Origin of the sequence: Kitasatospora papulosa, assembly GCF_000717245.1 — a bacterium.
GTDB classification, from domain to species: Bacteria; Actinomycetota; Actinomycetes; order Streptomycetales; family Streptomycetaceae; genus Streptomyces; species Streptomyces papulosus.
The window spans coordinates 166622-183916 of record NZ_JNYQ01000004.1; the positions used below are offsets into that span (position 1 = coordinate 166622).

Here is a 17295-nt window from a genome sequence, read left to right on the forward strand (position 1 = left end):
GAAAGGACGCGATGCCATGTCGGAGGCTGCATCCACTCGAGTCGCCCTGGCGAAGAACACAACATCGAGAAAGACGACAAGAAGACACCCGACGAGCGCCACGGGTACCAAGGCCCTGCTGCCGTCGCTCGCCCCGCTGCTCCACGAGTGGGTGCCCCGCCAGCGCTGGTTCGCGGGCAAGGGCCGGCCCGTCACCGGATTCTCGCTGGTGGCGGCGACGGAGATACTGCCCCTGGACGCCACGGCCACCGGGCCCGGGCTGCTCCACCTGCTCGTCCGCGTCCACCAGCCGGGCAGCGGGCAGGCGCACCCCCAGGGGGACTGCTACCAGCTCCTGCTCGGCGTGCGCACGGCACTGCCCCAGCGGCTGGCCGGGGCACGTATCGGCCAGGTGACCGAGGGGCCGCTGGCCGGACGCACGCTGTACGAGGGACTGCACGACCCGCGCGTCGCCGACCTCCTGCTGGAACGATTCCGTAACCCCGGGTCCCTCGGCCCGCTCCACTTCGACCGCGCCGAGCCCATCCCCCCGGGGCTCACCCCGCGCGTCCTGGACGCCGAACAGTCCAACTCCTCGCTCGTCTTCGGGGACGCCTTCATCCTGAAGATCTTCCGCAGGGTCTTCCCCGGCACCAACCCCGACCTCGAACTGCCGCTGGCGCTCGGCCGTGAGGGCTGCGGACGGGTGCCCGCCCCGGTGGCCTGGTTCGAGGCGGCCACCGGCCCGGAGCCGCTCACGCTCGGCGTGCTGCAGCCGTTCCTGCGCGGGGCGCGCGACGGCTGGCAGCTCGCGCTGGCCGCCCTCGCCGCCGGGCGCGACTTCCTGCCCGAGGCACACGCACTCGGGCGTGCCACCGCAGAGGTGCACACGGCGCTCGCCGCCGCGCTGCCGACGCCGCCCCTGGCCCACGACCGGACCAGGCACCTGGTGGCCGGAATGGTGGAACGGCTGGAGGCCGCCGCCCAGGCGGTCCCGGCCCTCGTCCCGTACGTACCGGGCCTGCGGACGGCGTTCGACGCCGTCGCCGCGCTCGGCGGGACCGGGCGCGGCTGGGACGCCCAGCGGGTGCACGGGGATCTGCACCTCGGTCAGACCCTGTGCGGGGAGGACGGCTTCTGGTCGCTGATCGACTTCGAGGGTGAGCCGGCGAGACCGCTGCCGGAGCGCCGAAGCCCTCAGCCGACGGTGCGCGACGTCGCGGGGATGCTGCGGTCCTTCGACTACGCGGCCCGCTCGCACCATCCGTGGAACCCGGAGTGGGCGGCCCGCTGCCGCACCGCGTACTGCGAGGGCTACGCCCGCGCGGCGGGCTCCGACCCACGCGGCGAACCGGAGCTGCTGCGCGCCCACGAGACCGACAAGGCGGTGTACGAGGTGCTCTACGAGGCCCGCCACCGTCCCGACTGGCTGCCCGTCCCGATGGCCGCCATCCAGCGTCTCGCCGCCGCGCCGGCGTGACCTCCTCCTCCCGCCTCTCCCCCCGAGCCCTTCGAGCCTTCCGGCCCCCGCCGTCGCGGGTCCCCCGGCCTTCCGAGTGCCCGAGTCCCCCGAAGCCCCCGAGTCCCCCGAGCCTTCCGAGGAGGCAGTCCCCGTGACCGCCCGCAAGCCGTCCCGCAAATCGTCCGAGCCCATCGAGGTCCCGCCCACGCCCGAGCCGGTGACCACCGAGGTCACCGCCCCGGCCGCGGCCCCCGCAGCCGCTCCGGCCACCGCGCCCGCCGGTACGCAGGCGCCGGCCGAGTCCGCCCCGCCGCCCCCCGTCAAGCGCACGCGGGCCAAGCGGACGACCACGGCGTCCGGCGCCCCGCCCCGTCCGCGCCGAGGCGGGGGCAGCAGGAACGTGCTGCCCGCCACCGCCCTGGACGACGCGGACCGGGGCCGTCTGCTCGCCGGCGAGCACCACGACCCGCACGGAGTCCTGGGCGCGCACCCGACCTCGGGCGGAGTGCTCTTCCGGGCGCTGCGCCCCTACGCACGCTCGGTGACCGTGTTGGCCGGGGGCAAGCGGGCCGAGCTGCAGAGCGACGGCGACGGCTTCTTCTCCGGCGTCCTGGCGCTGCCCGCCGTGCCCGACGGGTACCGCCTGAAGGTCGCCTACGACGACGCCACGATCGAGGTGGACGACCCGTACCGCTTCCTGCCCGCCATCGGCGAACTCGACCTGCACCTCATCGGCGAGGGCAGGCACGAGGAGCTCTGGAAGGCGCTCGGGGCACAGCCGATGGAGCACCAGGGCGTGGCCGGCACCCGGTTCACGGTCTGGGCGCCGAACGCGCGGGGTGTCCGCGTCGCGGGCGACTTCAACTACTGGGACGGCACGGCCTTCCCCATGCGCTCCCTCGGCTCCACCGGGGTGTGGGAGCTCTTCGTCCCCGGTGTCGGCGAGGGCGCCGTGTACAAGTACGACATCTGCCGGCCCGACGGATCGCACACCCAGCGTGCCGACCCGATGGCCCGGCACACCGAGGTGCCGCCCGCGACCGCCTCGGTGGTCACCGCCTCGCACCACACGTGGCAGGACGCGGACTGGATGGCGCACCGGGGCGACCGCCCGGTGCACGAGGCCCCCTTCTCCGTCTACGAGATCCACCTCCCCTCCTGGCGTCCGGGCCTCACCTACCGGCAGCTGGCCGCCCAGCTCCCCTCCTACGTGCGGGAGCTCGGCTTCACCCATGTGGAGCTGATGCCGGTCTCGGAGCACCCCTTCGGCGGCTCCTGGGGCTACCAGGTCACCGGTTTCTTCGCCCCGACCTCCCGGATGGGCACACCCGACGACTTCCGCTTCCTGGTCGACGCGCTGCACGGGGCGGGCATCGGCGTCCTCATGGACTGGGTGCCCGCGCACTTCCCGCGCGACGACTGGGCGCTCGCCGAGTTCGACGGCCGGCCGCTGTACGAGCACTCCGACCCGAACAGGGCGGCGCACCCGGACTGGGGCACCCTGGAGTTCGACTACGGCCGCAAGGAGGTGCGCAACTTCCTCGTCTCCAACGCCACTTACTGGTGCGAGGAGTTCCACATCGACGGGCTGCGGGTCGACGCGGTCGCCTCCATGCTCTACCTCGACTACTCCCGTGAGGACGGGCAGTGGTCGCCGAACGAGTTCGGGGGACGGGAGAACCTGGACGCGGTCGCCTTCCTCCAGGAGATGAACGCGACGGTCTACCGGCGCAACCCCGGTGTCGTCACGATGGCGGAGGAGTCGACCGCCTGGGACGGCGTCACCCGCGCCACGGACCACGGCGGGCTGGGCTTCGGCCTGAAGTGGAACATGGGCTGGATGCACGACTCGCTGGTCTACATGTCCAAGGAGCCCGTCCACCGGAAGTACCACCACGACGAGATGACCTTCTCGATGGTGTACGCGTACAGCGAGAACTACGTGCTGCCGATCTCCCACGACGAGGTGGTGCACGGCAAGCAGGCGCTGGTCAGCAAGATGCCCGGCGACTGGTGGCAGCGGCGGGCGAACCACCGGGCGTACCTCGGCTACATGTGGGCCCACCCCGGTAAGCAACTCCTCTTCATGGGACAGGAGTTCGCCCAGGGCGCCGAGTGGTCCGAGGGGCACGGCCCGGACTGGTGGCTGCTCGACGAGACGTACGAGGCCTCCGCCGACCACCGGGGCGTACGCACCCTGGTGACGGACCTCAACGCGGTGTACAACGCGCTGCCCGCGCTCTGGCAGCGGGACACGTCGCCGGAGGGCTTCAGCTGGATCGACGGGGGCGCCGCGGAGGACAACGCGTTCTCGTTCGTCCGGTACGACGCGGACGGGTCCCCGCTGATCGCCGTCTCGCACTTCTCCCCGGTGGTGCGCAACGACTACCGCATCGGTGTCCCCGACGGGCCCGAGGCCTGGGTGGAGGTCCTGAACACGGACGCGGGGCGCTACGGCGGAGGCGACGTACGCAACGAGGAGCCGCTGAAGCCGGAGGCGGTGGCGGCCCACGGCAGGGACACCAGCATCACGCTGACGCTCCCGCCGCTGGCGACGGTCTGGCTGCGGCCGGCCTGACGAAGGAAGAGCGGCGCGCCCCGTACGGCACCGGGCGCGCCGCCGCCCCGCCGGGCGTTTCCCGCCCGGCGGGGCACGTCCGGCCCGGTCCCGCGGGAGCGGACCGGCCCCACCGGCCGGGCCTTCGCGGGCCCGGCCGGAATCCCGGCAGCGGCTCCGGACTCAGACCGCCGCCGGCAGCACGTCCTCCAGTTCCTGGAGGAGGCGGCGCTTGGGCCGGGCGCCCACCATCGACTTCACCGGTTCGCCGCCCCGGAAGACCATCAGGGTCGGCATCGACAGTACGGCGTAGCGGCTGGTGATGCCCGGGTTGTGGTCCACGTCGATCTGCACCACCTTGAGGCGGCCGGCCTCCTCCTTCGCGATCGCGCCGAGCACGGGGGCCAGCTGGCGGCAGGGGCCGCACCAGTCGGCGGTGAATTCGACCAGCACGGGGACCCCGGCTTCCAGGACCTCCGCGTCGAACGTCGTGTCGGTGACCTCGGCGACACCTTGCACGTGGATCATCTCTCGTCCTCCCAGTTGAGTTCGCACCGTGGTTCGGGGCCGCCCGGCACCTCGGCCGAGGCCTCCAGCTCGGCGCGGGCCAGCTGGGCGCCCACCTCCGCCCGGACGCCCTGCAACTGACTGATGAGCGCGTCCAGTTCACCGAGTTTGCGCCGGTAGACGGCCATCGAGGCGGGGCAGGCGTCGCCCGCAGGGTGGCCGGCGCGCAGGCAGTCCACGAACGGGCGGGTCTCCTCCAGGTCGAACCCGAAGTCCTGGAGGGTCCGGATCTGCCGGATCAGCCGCAGGTCGCTCTCGTCGTACGTGCGGTAGCCGTTCTCCGCGCGGCGCGCGTGCAGCAGGCCGCGTGACTCGTAGTACCGCAGCGTCCGTGTCGTCGTCCCGGCGCGTTCGGCCAGCTCCCCGATTCGCATACCGCGACGGTAATCCTTGACGTCGGCGTCAAGGCAAGCCGCCCGACTTCTTCGGGAAGTAGGGGCGCCAGGCCCATTGACGGTCGTCCCGGGTGCATCTAAACAGATCTGAGAGCGCTCTCACCGATGACCTTCCCGGCACCGCCCCCACCGGAGGTTCCCTTGCGTACGAGCCGCACCATCCCCCACAGACGTACGACGTTCGTCGCCGCCCTCACGGCCCTGGCCCTCACCCTCGCCGGGGTGCTCACCGTCGCCGGTTCCGGGTCCGCCCGCGGTGACGTGCCGACGACGCCCGGCTGGAACCTGCAGTGGAGCGACGACTTCAACGGCGCGAACCGCACCCTGCCGTCCTCGGCGAACTGGCAGATCGACACGGGGCACGGCTATCCCGGAGGTCCGGGCAACTGGGGCACCGGGGAGATCCAGAACTACACCGCCAGCCCCGACAACGTCAGCCTCGACGGCAGCGGCAACCTCCGCATCACGCCGCTGCGCGACGGTGCGGGCAACTGGACCTCCGGCCGCATCGAGACCAAGCGGGCCGACTTCAAGGCCCCGGCCGGCGGCACCCTGCGCATCGAGGGCCGCGTCCAGATGCCGAACGTGACCGGCAACGCGGCCCTGGGCTACTGGCCGGCCTTCTGGGCACTCGGCTCCCCGTACCGGGGCAACTACTGGAACTGGCCGGGCATCGGTGAGTTCGACATCATGGAGAACGTCAACGGCATCAACTCCGTCTGGGGCGTCCTGCACTGCGGGGTCAACCCCGGCGGCCCGTGCAACGAGACCACCGGCCTCGGCAACAGCCGCACCTGCCCCGGCGCGAGCTGCCAGTCCGCCTTCCACACCTACCGTTTCGAGTGGGACCGGGCCGTCACCCCCAACGCCCTGCGCTGGTACGTCGACGACCAGCTCTTCCACAGCGTGACCCAGGCCCAGCTGCCCGCCGCGACCTGGGCGAACATGACGGACCACGCCGGATACTTCCTCCTGCTGAACCTCGCCATCGGCGGGGCCTTCCCCAACGCGCTCGGCGGCTCCACCCCGACCGCCGAGACGGTGCCGGGACGCCCCATGCTGGTCGACTACGTGGGCGTCTGGACCAAGGGCGGCGGGACCACCGAACCGCCCACGGACCCCCCGACCGGCTCCTCCACCCTCGTCCTGCGCAGCGCCGGCGGCCTCGGCGCGGCACAGTCCACCGCCTCCTCGGTGACGGTCGCCTCGGCCGGCGGCGGCAACTACGACGGCACCCCGCACAACCCGCAGACCTTCACGGCGACGGGCGTCACCCGGGCGTACGACGGCGGCTCGACCCAGTTCGACGTGTTCGCCGACTCGGGCACCACCATCGCGAACGGGCAACAGATACGGGTGAGTTACGACCGTACGGGCGACGGGACCTGGGACCGCACGGAGACGTACAACTACTTCGCCACCGATCCCGTCAACGGATTCGAGCACTACACCCAGGCCAAGGGCCTCAAGGCCTCCACCGGGAGCCACGGCAATCTGTCCAACGGCACGGTGAAGGTCGAGATCTGGAACGCCATCGGCAACGGCCCGGGCACCGTGGGCGTCGGCAACCAGTCGGTGGTCCACATCCCGTACGGCTGACGTAGCGTCAGGACGCCCTGACGTAACAGGTGTAGTCGCCCGCCACCGTGGTATCCGTCCGGCCGGCAGCCGTACTCACGGTGACCTCGGAGGTGCCGACGTAGCTGTAGCCCTCCTCGTAACGGCCGCCGCGCAGCCACTCGTGCGGCACGGCGGCCACCGCGCGTCCGCACGGCCGCTCGGCGTAGCTGTCGGCGTCCACCGTCCCGTGATCGCCGGGAAGGGTCCGGTCGATCCTCACCTGGGCGACCACTCGCAGGTCGTGCCGGTCCTCACAGTCCACGGGCCGGACGACCGCCGTGGTGCCGAGTCCCGTGTCGGCGGTGGTCGCGCACCGGCCGTCGTCGAGCGTGCCGATCGGCGCGAGCACCTTGCCGGCGTCTTCGACGGGCCGCCCGCCGGCCTCCGGCCCCTTGCCCTTCACCGGCTCGCCGAAGGCGCTGAGCCTGTACGAGGCGCGCAGCCCTTTCACCTCCACGAGGACCTTCTGTTCGTGGAGCCTGGCCAGGACGGGGCCGAGGTCGGCGGTCGCCGACGCCAGCCTCCCCTCCACGTCCAGGCGCACGGTGAGCTGGACGGATTCGGTGCCCCAGTCGTGCTGAAGGCTCTGCAGGTTCCGGGGCAGCAGTTCGGCCGCGACCTCGGGAAGCGCGGTCACCCGGTAGACGCGGCTGCCGTCCTCCCGGCGCTCGGGCTTCTCCCGGGGGATCACCCTGGGCACGAGGTCGGCGAGGGTCCCGCTGTACGGGGCCGTGTCACCGGCGGCGTGCGCGGCGACCACACCGGTGGTCTCGCCGAGCTCGTTGACCGCTTCGGGGGTGTACCGCAGCCAGGCGGAGTCGTCGCCGGGCCGGACGTAGACGTCGTCCTCGGCGGTGGCCACCGACTGCTTCCCGTCGGGAGCCGTTTCCCGCAGGAACTCCAGCTCGTCCGCCGGGAAGTGGCGTCCGGCGGTCAACCCGAGTTCTGCGATCGCCGTCCCCCGCCCGTAGTCCTGAGTGCCCTTCGCCTCGTGCACGGCGTCACCACCCGCGGCCCCGTAGGTGAGCGTCGACACGAATGCGGCGGTCCCGGCCTCGCGGGTGGCGTCCGTCGCCGCCTGGAACTGCTCGGCGAGCGGCAGTCCGTAGACCGCCTTCCCCGCCTCGGCCTTCTCCCCCGTGCCGCATCCGGCCACGCCGATGATGACCGGCAGCAGCAGCGCGAGTGCGGCTCCCCGGTGTCGTGCTGTCTTCAGTGTCCCCACCCCTTGTACCTGTTCAGGGCAGTGATCATCCTCTGCGCCACCGCACCGCACCAGCACGGGACGATCACGCCGCCCACACCGGACGAGGTGCACGAACGGGCGCGGCCGGTACGGATTCCCGTACCGGCCGCGCCCGTTCGTCCGCGTGCTACGCCTTGACGAGGGAGGGCTGCTCCTCCTCGCCGTCCCGGGCGTCCGGGACGTGCGGTTCGCCGCCGTGGGCGTCGTCCGTCATCGTCTTCTCGTCGAACGGGAGGGCGCCGGACAGGACCTGGTCCACCCGCTCGCGGTCGATCTCCTTGGTCCAGGTGCCGACGAGCACCGTGGCGACCGCGTTGCCCGCGAAGTTCGTCAGGGCGCGGGCCTCGCTCATGAAGCGGTCGATGCCGACGATCAGGCCGACACCGTCGACGAGCTCGGGACGGTGCGACTGGAGCCCGCCCGCGAGGGTGGCGAGACCGGCGCCGGTGACGCCCGCCGCGCCCTTGGAGGCGATCACCATGAAGACCAGCAGCGAGATCTGCTCCCCGATGCTCAGCGGGTCGCCCGTCGCGTTGGCGATGAAGAGCGAGGCCATCGTGAGGTAGATCGCGGTGCCGTCGAGGTTGAAGGAGTAGCCGGTCGGCACGGTGATGCCGACGACGGGCTTGCTGACACCCATGTGCTCCATCTTCGCGATCAGCCGCGGCAGGGCCGACTCGGACGAGGAGGTCGAGAGGATCAGCAGGAACTCACGGCCCAGGTACTTCAGCAGGGAGAGGATGTTGACCCCGGCCACCAGGCGCAGGATCGCGCCCAGGATCAGGAAGACGAAGAGCGCGCAGGTGACGTAGAAGCCGATCATGATGATCGCGAGGGACTTCAGCGCGTCCACGCCGGTCTCGCCGACCACGGCGGCCATCGCGCCGAACGCGCCGACCGGGGCGGCCCACATGATCATGGCGAGGATGCGGAAGACGAGGCGCTGGATGTGGCCGATGCCCCGGATGACGGGCTCTCCGGCCGAACCCATGGCCTGGAGCGCGAAGCCGGCGAGCAGGGCGATGAGCAGGGTCTGGAGGACCTCGCCCTCGGTGAAGGCGGACACCATGGTGGTGGGAATGATGCCGAGCAGGAAGTCGACGGTGGACTCACTGGCCCCCGACGCCTGCTTCTCGCCCGCGGCGCGGGCCGCCTCGGTGAGGTGGAGGCTGGAGCCGGGCTCCAGGAGGTTGCCGACGACAAGGCCGATCGCCAGGGCGACGGTCGACATCACCAGGAAGTAGCCGAGGGCCAGACCACCGACGGCGCCGACCTTGGCGGCCTTCCGTACGGAGCCGACCCCGAGCACGATCGTGCAGAAGATGATCGGCGAGATCATCATCTTGATGAGGTTGACGAAGCCTGTGCCGATCGGCTTCAGCTCCACGGCGAAGTCCGGAACCACCAGGCCCACCGTGATGCCCAGCACCACGGCGGCGATCACGGCCAGGTAGAGATAGTGGGTGCGGTCCCGTCGTACGGCTTGCTCTGCCACGGGGGTCTCCTCGGGTATGCGGCGGCTCCCCGTCCCTGGGGGCCCCGGTGACTATTCACTTCCCTGTGACGGCCGTCACCCTTGCGTTCATAACGTTCACAGACGCTTATCGGCCACCTTGGGCCGCCGGGCGCCTCCAGGCAGACTGGAGGGCATGCGCCTGCCCCGTACCCTCCCCCGCAGCCTGGCCGGCCAGCTGTTCGCGATGCAGGCCCTGCTCGTGGCCGCGGTCGTGGCCGGGTGCGCCTTCTTCGCGTACGCGTCCGGCCGGTCCCAGGCCGAGGAGACCGCGGCCCGCCAGGTGCGGGCGGCCGCCCTCGCCATGGCCGAATCGCCGTCGGTTCGGGAGGCGATCCGTACCCCGGACCCGTCCTCCGTACTCCAGCCGTACGCGGAGCGGGTCCGCGAGGACACCGGGATCGCCTTCGTGACGATCATGGATCCGGACGGGGTCCGCTGGACCCATCCCGACCCCTCCCAGATCGGCAGGAGCTTCATCGGGCACACCGAGCGCGCCCTGCTCGGCGAGACGTTCGAGGAGACCTACACCGGCACGCTCGGCCCCTCGATACGTGTGGTCACGCCCGTCCGCGACGGCGACAGGATCGTCGGCCTGGTGAGTGCGGGCATCACCGTCGAGCGGGTGTCCACGCAGGTGCGCGAGCAGCTCGGCGCCCTGGGGACGGCGGCCGGCGTGGCCCTGGCGCTCGGGGCGCTCGGTACGTACGTGATCAACGCCCGGCTGCGGCGGCACACGCACGGCATGAACGCCCGGGAGCTGAGCCGGATGCACACGTACCACGAGGCGACCCTGCACGCGGTGCGTGAGGGGCTGCTGATGCTGGACGGACAGCGCAGGGTCGCCCTGATCAACGATGCGGGCAGGGAGCTGCTGGGGCTGGCGCCGGGTTCGGTCGGACGCCGGGTCGACGAGCTCGCCCTGCCCGCGCCGCTGACCGGGGCGCTCCTCGCCTCGGAGCCGCGGGTGGACGAGGTCCACCTGACGGCGGACCGGGTGATCGTCGTCAACACCAGCCCGGTGGTGGGCGGCGAGCGGCGCGGCACCGTGGTGACCCTGCGGGACCACACCGAACTGCAGGCGCTGTCGGGTGAACTCGACTCGGAGCGCGGCTTCACCCAGGCGCTGCGTTCGCAGGCGCACGAGGCGGCGAACCGGCTGCACACCGTGGTCTCGCTGATCGAGCTGGGCCGCGTGGAGGAGGCCGTGGACTTCGCGACGGCGGAACTGGAGCTCGCCCAGGTCCTCACGGACCGGGTGGTGGGCGCGGTCGCCGAACCGGTGCTCGCGGCTCTGCTGCTCGGCAAGGCGGCACAGGCCCACGAGCGCGGTGTGGAACTGGTGCTCGCCGAGGACAGCCTGATCGACGACGGGGCCCTGCCCCGCTCGCTGGCGCCGCGTGACCTGGTGACGATCCTCGGCAACCTGATCGACAACGCGGTGGACGCCGCGTCCGAGACGGCGACGGGCGGCGCGGGCGGGCCCGTCCCCGCGCAGCGGACCGCGGCACGGGCGCTGGTCACCGTGACCGCGCGGACGGAGTCCGGCGAGCTGCTGCTGCGGGTGGCGGACACCGGCGCCGGGATCGGCCCGGACGACGCGGACGAGGTGTTCCGGCGCGGCTGGACCACCCACGGCACGGGCCGCGGCCTCGGGCTGGCGCTCGTGCGGCAGGCGGTCCACCGCAACGGCGGGGAGGTGACGCTGGACCGGGCTCCGGGCGGCGGCGCGGAGTTCACGGTGCGGCTGCCACTGGCCGGCCGCACGGCGGCAGAGGCGGTGGCGCCGTGATCCGGGTGCTGGTCTTGGAGGACGACCCGGTGGCGGCGGACGCCCACCAGCTGTACGTGGGCCGGGTGCCGGGTTTCGAGGTCGCCGCCGTCGCCCATTCGAGGGCGGAGGCCGTACGGGCGCTGGACCGGACGGAGGTCGACCTGCTGCTGCTCGACCTCTACCTGCCCGACGGGCACGGCCTGCAGCTGCTGCGTTCGCTGAGGGCGGCCGGTCACGGCGCCGACGTCATCGCGGTGACGTCGGCGCGCGACCTGGCGGTGGTGCGGGAGGGCGTGTCGCTCGGCGTCGTGCAGTACGTCCTGAAGCCGTTCACGTACCCCACGCTGCGGGACCGTCTCGTGCGGTACGCCGAGTTCCGGGCGGCGGCGGGCGAGGCGAGCGGCCAGGAGGAGGTGGACCGGGCGCTGGGCGCGCTGCGGGTGGCCGACCCGGTCATGCTGCCCAAGGGGCTGAGCGGCCCGACGCTGGAGGCGGTGACCCGCGCCCTGCGGGAGGCCCCGGACGGGGTGACCGCGGCGGCCGCCGGGGAGGGGCTGGGGATCTCCCGGATCACCGCCCGGCGCTATCTGGAGCATCTGGTGACGGTCGGCCGGGCCGCGCGGCGCCCGAGCTACGGCCAGGTGGGCCGGCCCGAGCTGCACTACCACTGGGTGGCCGAAACCCGCTGATGGCACCGCGCGCCGTCGGCGAGCCGCCTAGGAGGATCATACGAAGGGTGAACTGATAGGAACAGCCTGTAGCCAGGCGGTTCCCGGCCTTCTACGGTGGGGCCGTGCACCCCACCCCGCCCTTCAACGCCCCCGCCGCGCGCCGCCTCCGCGAGGCGCTGGGAATGGCTCCCGGACATGTTGCGTACGGGCTCGGCGCCCAGTACGGCATGCGCGTCACGGCCGAGACCGTGATGGCCTGGGAGCGCGGCACGGCCTTGCCCGGAGAACGCGAACTGATGGCGCTGGCCGGTGTGCTGTGGTGCGCGCCGGCCGATCTGCTGGCCGCGGCGAGCACCTTGCGCGAGCACCGCGTCGCCCGGGACCTCACCGTCGACGACCTGGCCCGGACACTCGGCATGACGGCCTCCGCCTACCAGCGGATCGAGGAGTCGGGCCGCTGGCGCGGCAACGAGCGCCAGGCCGTGGCCCTCTGCGACGCGCTGGACATGTCGGCGGCCCAGTTCCTGACGGCGACCGGCAGGAACGAGGAGCTGGCGGGTCTGCTGACACGGGCGGTCACGACCCGCTGGCAGGCGTACGTGCGGCCGGTGGACAAGCTCGTGCCGCTGGAGCGGATCCTGGTCCAGAACGTGCTGGAGCAACTGCACGTCGACTACCAGGCCCTGATGGTCTCCACCCTGAGCTGGAACACCACGGGCCGGGGCCGGGCGGGGACGGCGGGCGACGAGGGGCGGGAGTTCCTGGACCAGGTGGTGGAGGAGTTCTGGCGGACGGCGGGCATCTGAGCCGCGCGCGTCCACGGACGGCCACCCCCGGGGAACGGCGGCGGCCCCGGCCGTCCACGGGGGACGGCCGGGGCCGCACACTGTCGGGCCGGAGCTCAGAAGACCGACTCGGCCTCGTACATCCGGTCGCTGGGGACCGTCTTCAGCCGGGTCACGGCGTCGGCCAGCGGGGCCATCACGATCTCGGTGCCGCGCAGCGCCGTCATCCGGCCGAAGTCACCGCGGTGCACGGCCTCCACGGCGTTCCACCCGAAGCGGGTCGCGAGCACACGGTCGTACGCCGTCGGGGTGCCGCCGCGCTGGACATGGCCGAGAATGACCGGCCGGGCCTCCTTGCCGAGGCGCAGCTCCAGTTCGGCGGCGAGGCGGTTGCCGATGCCCTGGAACCGCTCGTGCCCGAACTGGTCGATCTCACCCTTGGCGTACGGCATGGAGCCCTCGGCCGGGTGGGCTCCCTCCGCGACGCAGACGACGGCGAACTTCTTGCCGCGCGCGAAACGCTCCTCGACCATCTTGACCAGGTCGTCGACCTGGAACGGACGCTCCGGAAGGCAGATGCCGTGGGCGCCGCCGGCCATGCCCGACTCCAGGGCGATCCAGCCCGCGTGCCGGCCCATGACCTCGACGACCATGACGCGCTGATGCGACTCGGCGGTGGTCTTGAGGCGGTCTATGGCCTCGGTCGCGACGCCCACGGCGGTGTCGAAACCGAAGGTCCGGTCGGTGGCGGAGATGTCGTTGTCGATGGTCTTCGGGACGCCGACGACCGGCATCCCCGCGTCGGACAGCATGCGGGCCGCGGTGAGCGTGCCCTCGCCGCCGATCGGGATCAGGGCGTCGATGCCGTAGCGGGTGGAGAGTTCCGCACAGTGCTCGGCGGCCTCGCGCAGCCGGTCACGCTCCAGCCGCGCCGAGCCGAGGATCGTGCCGCCGCGGGCCAGGATGCCGCTGACAGCGTTCAGGTCGAGGGGCCGGAAGTGGCCGTCGAGCAGCCCCTTGAAGCCGTCCTCGAAGCCGATGACCTCGTCGCCGTGGCCCACCACGGCCCGGTGCACGACCGACCGGATCACAGCGTTCAGGCCGGGGCAGTCGCCGCCTGCGGTGAGAATTCCGATGCGCATCCTGCTCTGTCTCCTGCTCGCTCGTGACCTGCATTCCGGGGACCCGTCGACAAACCCCCGTACCGTGAGTCACGACGATTGTCCCACGCCCGGCCGGGCGCTCGCGCTTCCGGCTCAAGGGGCGGGGGCCTCACAGGGGCCGGAGGAGACCCGTCCCGGGCACTTCGCCCGGCGGGCGGCATACCTGCCCCGGTAGGTATCGTCAAGAGGACGAGGCCAGCCGAACAGGACGGGAGACCACGCGTGACGCGCAGCGTGTACGTGACCGGGATCGACCGGGGAGACGGCCGCCAGGTCGTCGATCTGGGAGTCATGGAGCTACTGACGCGTCAGGTCGACCGGGTCGGCGTCTTCCGGCCGCTCGTCCACGACGGACCGGACCGCCTCTTCGAGCTGCTGCGGGCCCGCTACCGGCTGTCGCAGAGCGCGGAGACCGTGTTCGGACTGGACTACCAGGAGGCCTCCGCGGTCCAGGCGGAGAAGGGCACCGACGAACTGGTCTCCCTGCTCGTCGAACGCTTCCACCAGGTGGCGCGCGACTACGAGGTCGTCCTCGTCCTCGGCAGCGACTTCGCCGCGACCCAACTGCCCGACGAACTGGCCCTGAACGCCCGGCTGGCCAACGAGTTCGGCTCCTCGGTGATCGCGGTGGTCGGGGGCAAGGACCAGGACGCCGGATCCGTACGCGCCGAGACGCGCAACGCCTACCGTGCGTACGCCGGTCTCGGCTGCGACGTCCTGGCCATGATCGTGAACCGGGTGGCGTCCGAGGACCGCGCGGACATCGCGGAACGGCTGCGGACTCAGCTGCCCGTGCCCTGCTCGGTGCTGCCGGACGACCCCGCGCTCTCCGCGCCCACCGTCTCCCAGATCACCACCGCACTGGGCGGAACGGTTCTGCTCGGCGACGACTCGGGGCTGGCCCGGGACGCGCTGGACTTCGTGTTCGGCGGGGCGATGCTGCCGAACCTCCTGAAGGCCCTGACCCCGGGCTGCATGGTCGTCACCCCCGGCGACCGCGCGGACCTCGTCATCGGCTCGCTCGCCGCGCACAGCGCCGGCACCCCGCCCATCGCGGGCGTCCTGCTGACACTGAACGAGCGCCCAGGCGAGGAGATACTCCGGCTGGCGGCCCGCCTCGCACCGGGCACCCCGGTCATCGCGGTGACCGGCGGATCCTTCCCCACCGCGGGTGAACTCTTCGCGCTGGAAGGCAAGTTGAACGCGGCCACGCCCCGCAAGGCGGAGACCGCCCTCGGTCTCTTCGAACGTCACGTGGACACCGGCGCCCTGCTGGAGCGGCTCTCGGTGGCCCGCAGCGGCCGCGTCACCCCGATGATGTTCGAGCACGAACTGCTGGAACAGGCCCGCTCCGACCGGCGCCGGGTCGTCCTGCCCGAGGGCACCGAGGAGCGTGTACTGCGGGCCGCGGACGTCCTGCTCCGCCGCGACGTCTGCGACCTGACCCTGCTCGGGGACACCGACGTCATCCGCAAGAAGGCCGCCGACCTGGGCATCGACCTCGCCGGGACCCACGTCGTCGACCCGCAGACCTCCGAGCTGCGCCAGGGCTTCGCCGAGCGGTACGCCGCGCTGCGCGCGCACCGCGGGGTGACGGTGGAGCTGGCGTACGACGTCGTCTCCGACGTCAACTACTTCGGCACCCTGATGGTCCAGGAGGGTCTGGCCGACGGCATGGTGTCCGGCTCGGTGCACTCCACGGCAGCCACGATCCGGCCGGCGTTCGAGATCATCAAGACGAAGCCCGAGGCCTCGATCGTCTCGTCGGTGTTCTTCATGTGCCTCGCCGACAAGGTCCTCGTCTACGGCGACTGCGCGGTCAACCCGGATCCGGACGCGGAGCAGCTTGCGGACATCGCGGTGCAGTCGGCGGTCACCGCGTCCCGCTTCGGCGTGGACCCCAGGATCGCGATGCTCTCGTACTCGACGGGGACCTCGGGCACGGGCGCGGACGTCGACAAGGTGCGGGAGGCCACCGAGCGGGTACGCGCCTCCCGGCCGGACCTGAGGATCGAGGGCCCGATCCAGTACGACGCCGCGGTCGAGCCGTCCGTCGCCGCGACCAAACTGCCGGCGTCGGAGGTGGCGGGCCGGGCGACCGTGCTGATCTTCCCCGACCTCAACACCGGCAACAACACCTACAAGGCGGTCCAGCGTTCCGCGGGCGCGGTCGCGGTAGGCCCGGTGCTGCAGGGGCTGCGCAAGCCGGTCAACGACCTGTCCCGCGGCGCGCTGGTCCAGGACATCGTCAACACCGTGGCCATCACGGCGATCCAGGCGCAGAGCGAGGCATGACCGCCATGACCACCGACCCGACCAGCGGAGGTTCCCGCTCCATGAATGACGCCCACCGCGTGCTCGTGCTCAACTCCGGCTCCTCGTCGGTGAAGTACCAGCTCCTGGACATGCGCGACCGGTCCCGGCTGGCCACCGGTCTGGTCGAGCGGATCGGCGAGTCGTCGTCCCGGCTGGTGCACACCCCGCTGAAGGGCGGGGAGCCCCGCGAGCGCACGGGCAGGATCGCCGACCACGAGGAGGCCCTGCGGGCCGCCGCCGAGGAGCTCGCGGCCGACGGACTCGGCCTCGACTCCCCCGAGCTCGCGGCGATCGGCCACCGGGTGGTGCACGGCGGGCTGAAGTTCAGCGAGCCCACCGTGATCACCGACGAGGTGCTGAAGGAGATCGAGCGGCTCGTCCCGGTGGCCCCGCTGCACAACCCGGCGAACATCACCGGCATCCGTACGGCGCAGGCGCTGCGGCCGGATCTTCCGCAGGTCGCGGTCTTCGACACGGCGTTCCACACCACGATGCCGGAGCACGCGGCGCGGTACGCGATCGACGTCGGGACGGCCGACGCGCACCGCATCCGCCGCTACGGCTTCCACGGCACCTCGCACGCGTACGTCTCACGCAGGACGGCCGAGCTGCTGGGCCGGCCCGTGGCCGAGCTGAACATGATCGTGCTGCACCTGGGCAACGGCGCCTCGGCCTCCGCGGTGGCCGGCGGCCGCTGCGTGGAGACGTCCATGGGACTGACCCCCCTGGAGGGGCTGGTCATGGGTACGCGTTCCGGGGACGTCGACCCGGCCGTCACCTTCCACCTGAAGCGGGTGGCGGGGATGTCGACGGACGAGATCGACACCCTGCTGAACAAGAGGAGCGGCCTGGTCGGCCTCTGCGGGGACAACGACATGCGGGAGATCCGGCGCCGGGTGGACGAGGGCGACGAGCGCGCCGCCCTCGCGTTCGACATCTACATCCACCGGCTGAAGAAGTACGTCGGCGCCTATTCGGCGGTCCTCGGCCGGGTGGACGCCGTCGTCTTCACGGCGGGGGTCGGAGAGAACTCGGCCCCGGTACGGGAGGCTGCGCTCGCGGGGCTGGAGGGATTCGGCCTGGCCGTGGACGCGGACCGCAACGCCGTGCGGTCCGGCGAACCGCGGCTGATCTCACCCGAGGACGCGCGGGTGGCGGTCGCCGTCGTACCTACGGACGAGGAGCTGGAGATCGCGGGCCAGACCTTCGACCTGGTCCACAACTGAGCGGGCCCGCGCCCTTTTGTA

General features: G+C 72.1%; 13 protein-coding genes. 8 read left to right on the plus strand and 5 right to left on the minus strand.

Features of this window, described 5'->3' with window-relative positions; all coding sequences use genetic code 11:
* Positions 1-16: 16 nt before the first annotated feature.
* Both IA22_RS0111970 and glgB read left to right on the plus strand, forming a co-directional pair.
* Positions 17-1459, plus strand: coding sequence for a maltokinase N-terminal cap-like domain-containing protein (locus IA22_RS0111970; RefSeq protein ID WP_030123598.1), 1443 nt, complete (start codon positions 17-19; stop codon positions 1457-1459).
* Positions 1460-1592: 133 nt separating this feature from the next.
* Positions 1593-4019, plus strand: coding sequence for a 1,4-alpha-glucan branching enzyme (gene glgB / locus IA22_RS0111975; protein ID WP_081889809.1), 2427 nt, complete (start codon positions 1593-1595; stop codon positions 4017-4019).
* 162 nt (positions 4020-4181) lie between these two features.
* Here glgB and trxA read toward each other — a convergent pair whose 3' ends face one another.
* Complete coding sequence (gene trxA, locus IA22_RS0111980) at positions 4182-4526, minus strand: thioredoxin (protein ID WP_015578784.1); 345 nt, start codon at positions 4524-4526, stop codon at positions 4182-4184.
* The gene (locus IA22_RS0111985) at positions 4523-4939 is read right to left on the minus strand and encodes a MerR family transcriptional regulator (RefSeq protein ID WP_015578783.1); all 417 of its coding nucleotides are present in this window, start codon (positions 4937-4939) and stop codon (positions 4523-4525) included. The genes trxA and IA22_RS0111985 overlap by 4 nt, the downstream gene beginning before the upstream one ends.
* A gap of 126 nt (positions 4940-5065) precedes the next feature.
* Between IA22_RS0111985 and IA22_RS0111990 the strand changes: the two genes are divergently transcribed.
* Positions 5066-6559 carry a glycoside hydrolase family 16 protein gene (locus IA22_RS0111990; protein WP_237691476.1) on the plus strand — a complete coding sequence of 498 codons (1494 nt, stop codon included), beginning with the start codon at positions 5066-5068 and terminating at the stop codon, positions 6557-6559.
* A 7-nt stretch (positions 6560-6566) separates the two neighbouring features.
* Here the strand turns inward: IA22_RS0111990 and IA22_RS0111995 are convergent, their stop codons facing one another.
* Complete coding sequence (locus IA22_RS0111995) at positions 6567-7805, minus strand: hypothetical protein (RefSeq protein ID WP_030123601.1); 1239 nt, start codon at positions 7803-7805, stop codon at positions 6567-6569.
* A gap of 148 nt (positions 7806-7953) precedes the next feature.
* Positions 7954-9321, minus strand: a complete 1368-nt coding sequence (locus IA22_RS0112000; protein WP_015578780.1) for a C4-dicarboxylate transporter DctA — start codon at positions 9319-9321, stop codon at positions 7954-7956.
* Positions 9322-9475: 154 nt separating this feature from the next.
* Here IA22_RS0112000 and IA22_RS0112005 point away from each other — a divergent pair, with 154 nt between their 5' ends.
* The 3 genes from IA22_RS0112005 (at position 9476) to IA22_RS0112015 (ending at position 12590) form a co-directional block, all read left to right on the plus strand.
* Entirely contained in the window at positions 9476-11131 is a 1656-nt protein-coding gene (locus IA22_RS0112005) for a sensor histidine kinase (protein WP_014153997.1), read from the plus strand.
* A complete protein-coding gene (locus tag IA22_RS0112010) occupies positions 11128-11802 on the plus strand; it encodes a response regulator (RefSeq protein WP_030123602.1) in 675 nt (224 codons plus the stop codon). The genes IA22_RS0112005 and IA22_RS0112010 overlap by 4 nt, the downstream gene beginning before the upstream one ends.
* 164 nt (positions 11803-11966) lie before the next feature.
* Positions 11967-12590 carry a helix-turn-helix domain-containing protein gene (locus IA22_RS0112015; RefSeq protein WP_245229580.1) on the plus strand — a complete coding sequence of 208 codons (624 nt, stop codon included), beginning with the start codon at positions 11967-11969 and terminating at the stop codon, positions 12588-12590.
* A 95-nt stretch (positions 12591-12685) separates the two neighbouring features.
* Here IA22_RS0112015 and IA22_RS0112020 read toward each other — a convergent pair whose 3' ends face one another.
* Positions 12686-13711: an ATP-dependent 6-phosphofructokinase gene (locus IA22_RS0112020; RefSeq protein ID WP_014154000.1), complete on the minus strand. Its 1026-nt coding sequence runs from the start codon at positions 13709-13711 to the stop codon at positions 12686-12688.
* Between the two features lie 243 nt (positions 13712-13954).
* Here IA22_RS0112020 and pta point away from each other — a divergent pair, with 243 nt between their 5' ends.
* Both pta and IA22_RS0112030 read left to right on the plus strand, forming a co-directional pair.
* Positions 13955-16027: a phosphate acetyltransferase gene (gene pta, locus IA22_RS0112025; RefSeq protein WP_015578777.1), complete on the plus strand. Its 2073-nt coding sequence runs from the start codon at positions 13955-13957 to the stop codon at positions 16025-16027.
* Positions 16024-17274 (plus strand): acetate kinase, encoded by a 1251-nt coding sequence (locus IA22_RS0112030; protein WP_030123604.1) that lies wholly within the window; start codon positions 16024-16026, stop codon positions 17272-17274. The genes pta and IA22_RS0112030 overlap by 4 nt, the downstream gene beginning before the upstream one ends.
* Positions 17275-17295: the final 21 nt, after the last annotated feature.

Excerpts from the sequence above, each read along its gene's own strand:
- IA22_RS0111970 (WP_030123598.1), top strand. The coding sequence starts at position 17 with ATGTCGGAGGCTGCATCCACTCGAGTCGCCCTGGCGAAGAACACAACA.
- trxA (WP_015578784.1), bottom strand. The coding sequence starts at position 4,526 with ATGATCCACGTGCAAGGTGTCGCCGAGGTCACCGACACGACGTTCGAC.
- IA22_RS0111985 (WP_015578783.1), bottom strand. The coding sequence starts at position 4,939 with ATGCGAATCGGGGAGCTGGCCGAACGCGCCGGGACGACGACACGGACG.
- IA22_RS0111990 (WP_237691476.1), top strand. The coding sequence starts at position 5,066 with ATGACCTTCCCGGCACCGCCCCCACCGGAGGTTCCCTTGCGTACGAGC.
- IA22_RS0112005 (WP_014153997.1), top strand. The coding sequence starts at position 9,476 with ATGCGCCTGCCCCGTACCCTCCCCCGCAGCCTGGCCGGCCAGCTGTTC.
- IA22_RS0112015 (WP_245229580.1), top strand. The coding sequence starts at position 11,967 with ATGGCTCCCGGACATGTTGCGTACGGGCTCGGCGCCCAGTACGGCATG.
- IA22_RS0112020 (WP_014154000.1), bottom strand. The coding sequence starts at position 13,711 with ATGCGCATCGGAATTCTCACCGCAGGCGGCGACTGCCCCGGCCTGAAC.
- IA22_RS0112030 (WP_030123604.1), top strand. The coding sequence starts at position 16,024 with ATGACCGCCATGACCACCGACCCGACCAGCGGAGGTTCCCGCTCCATG.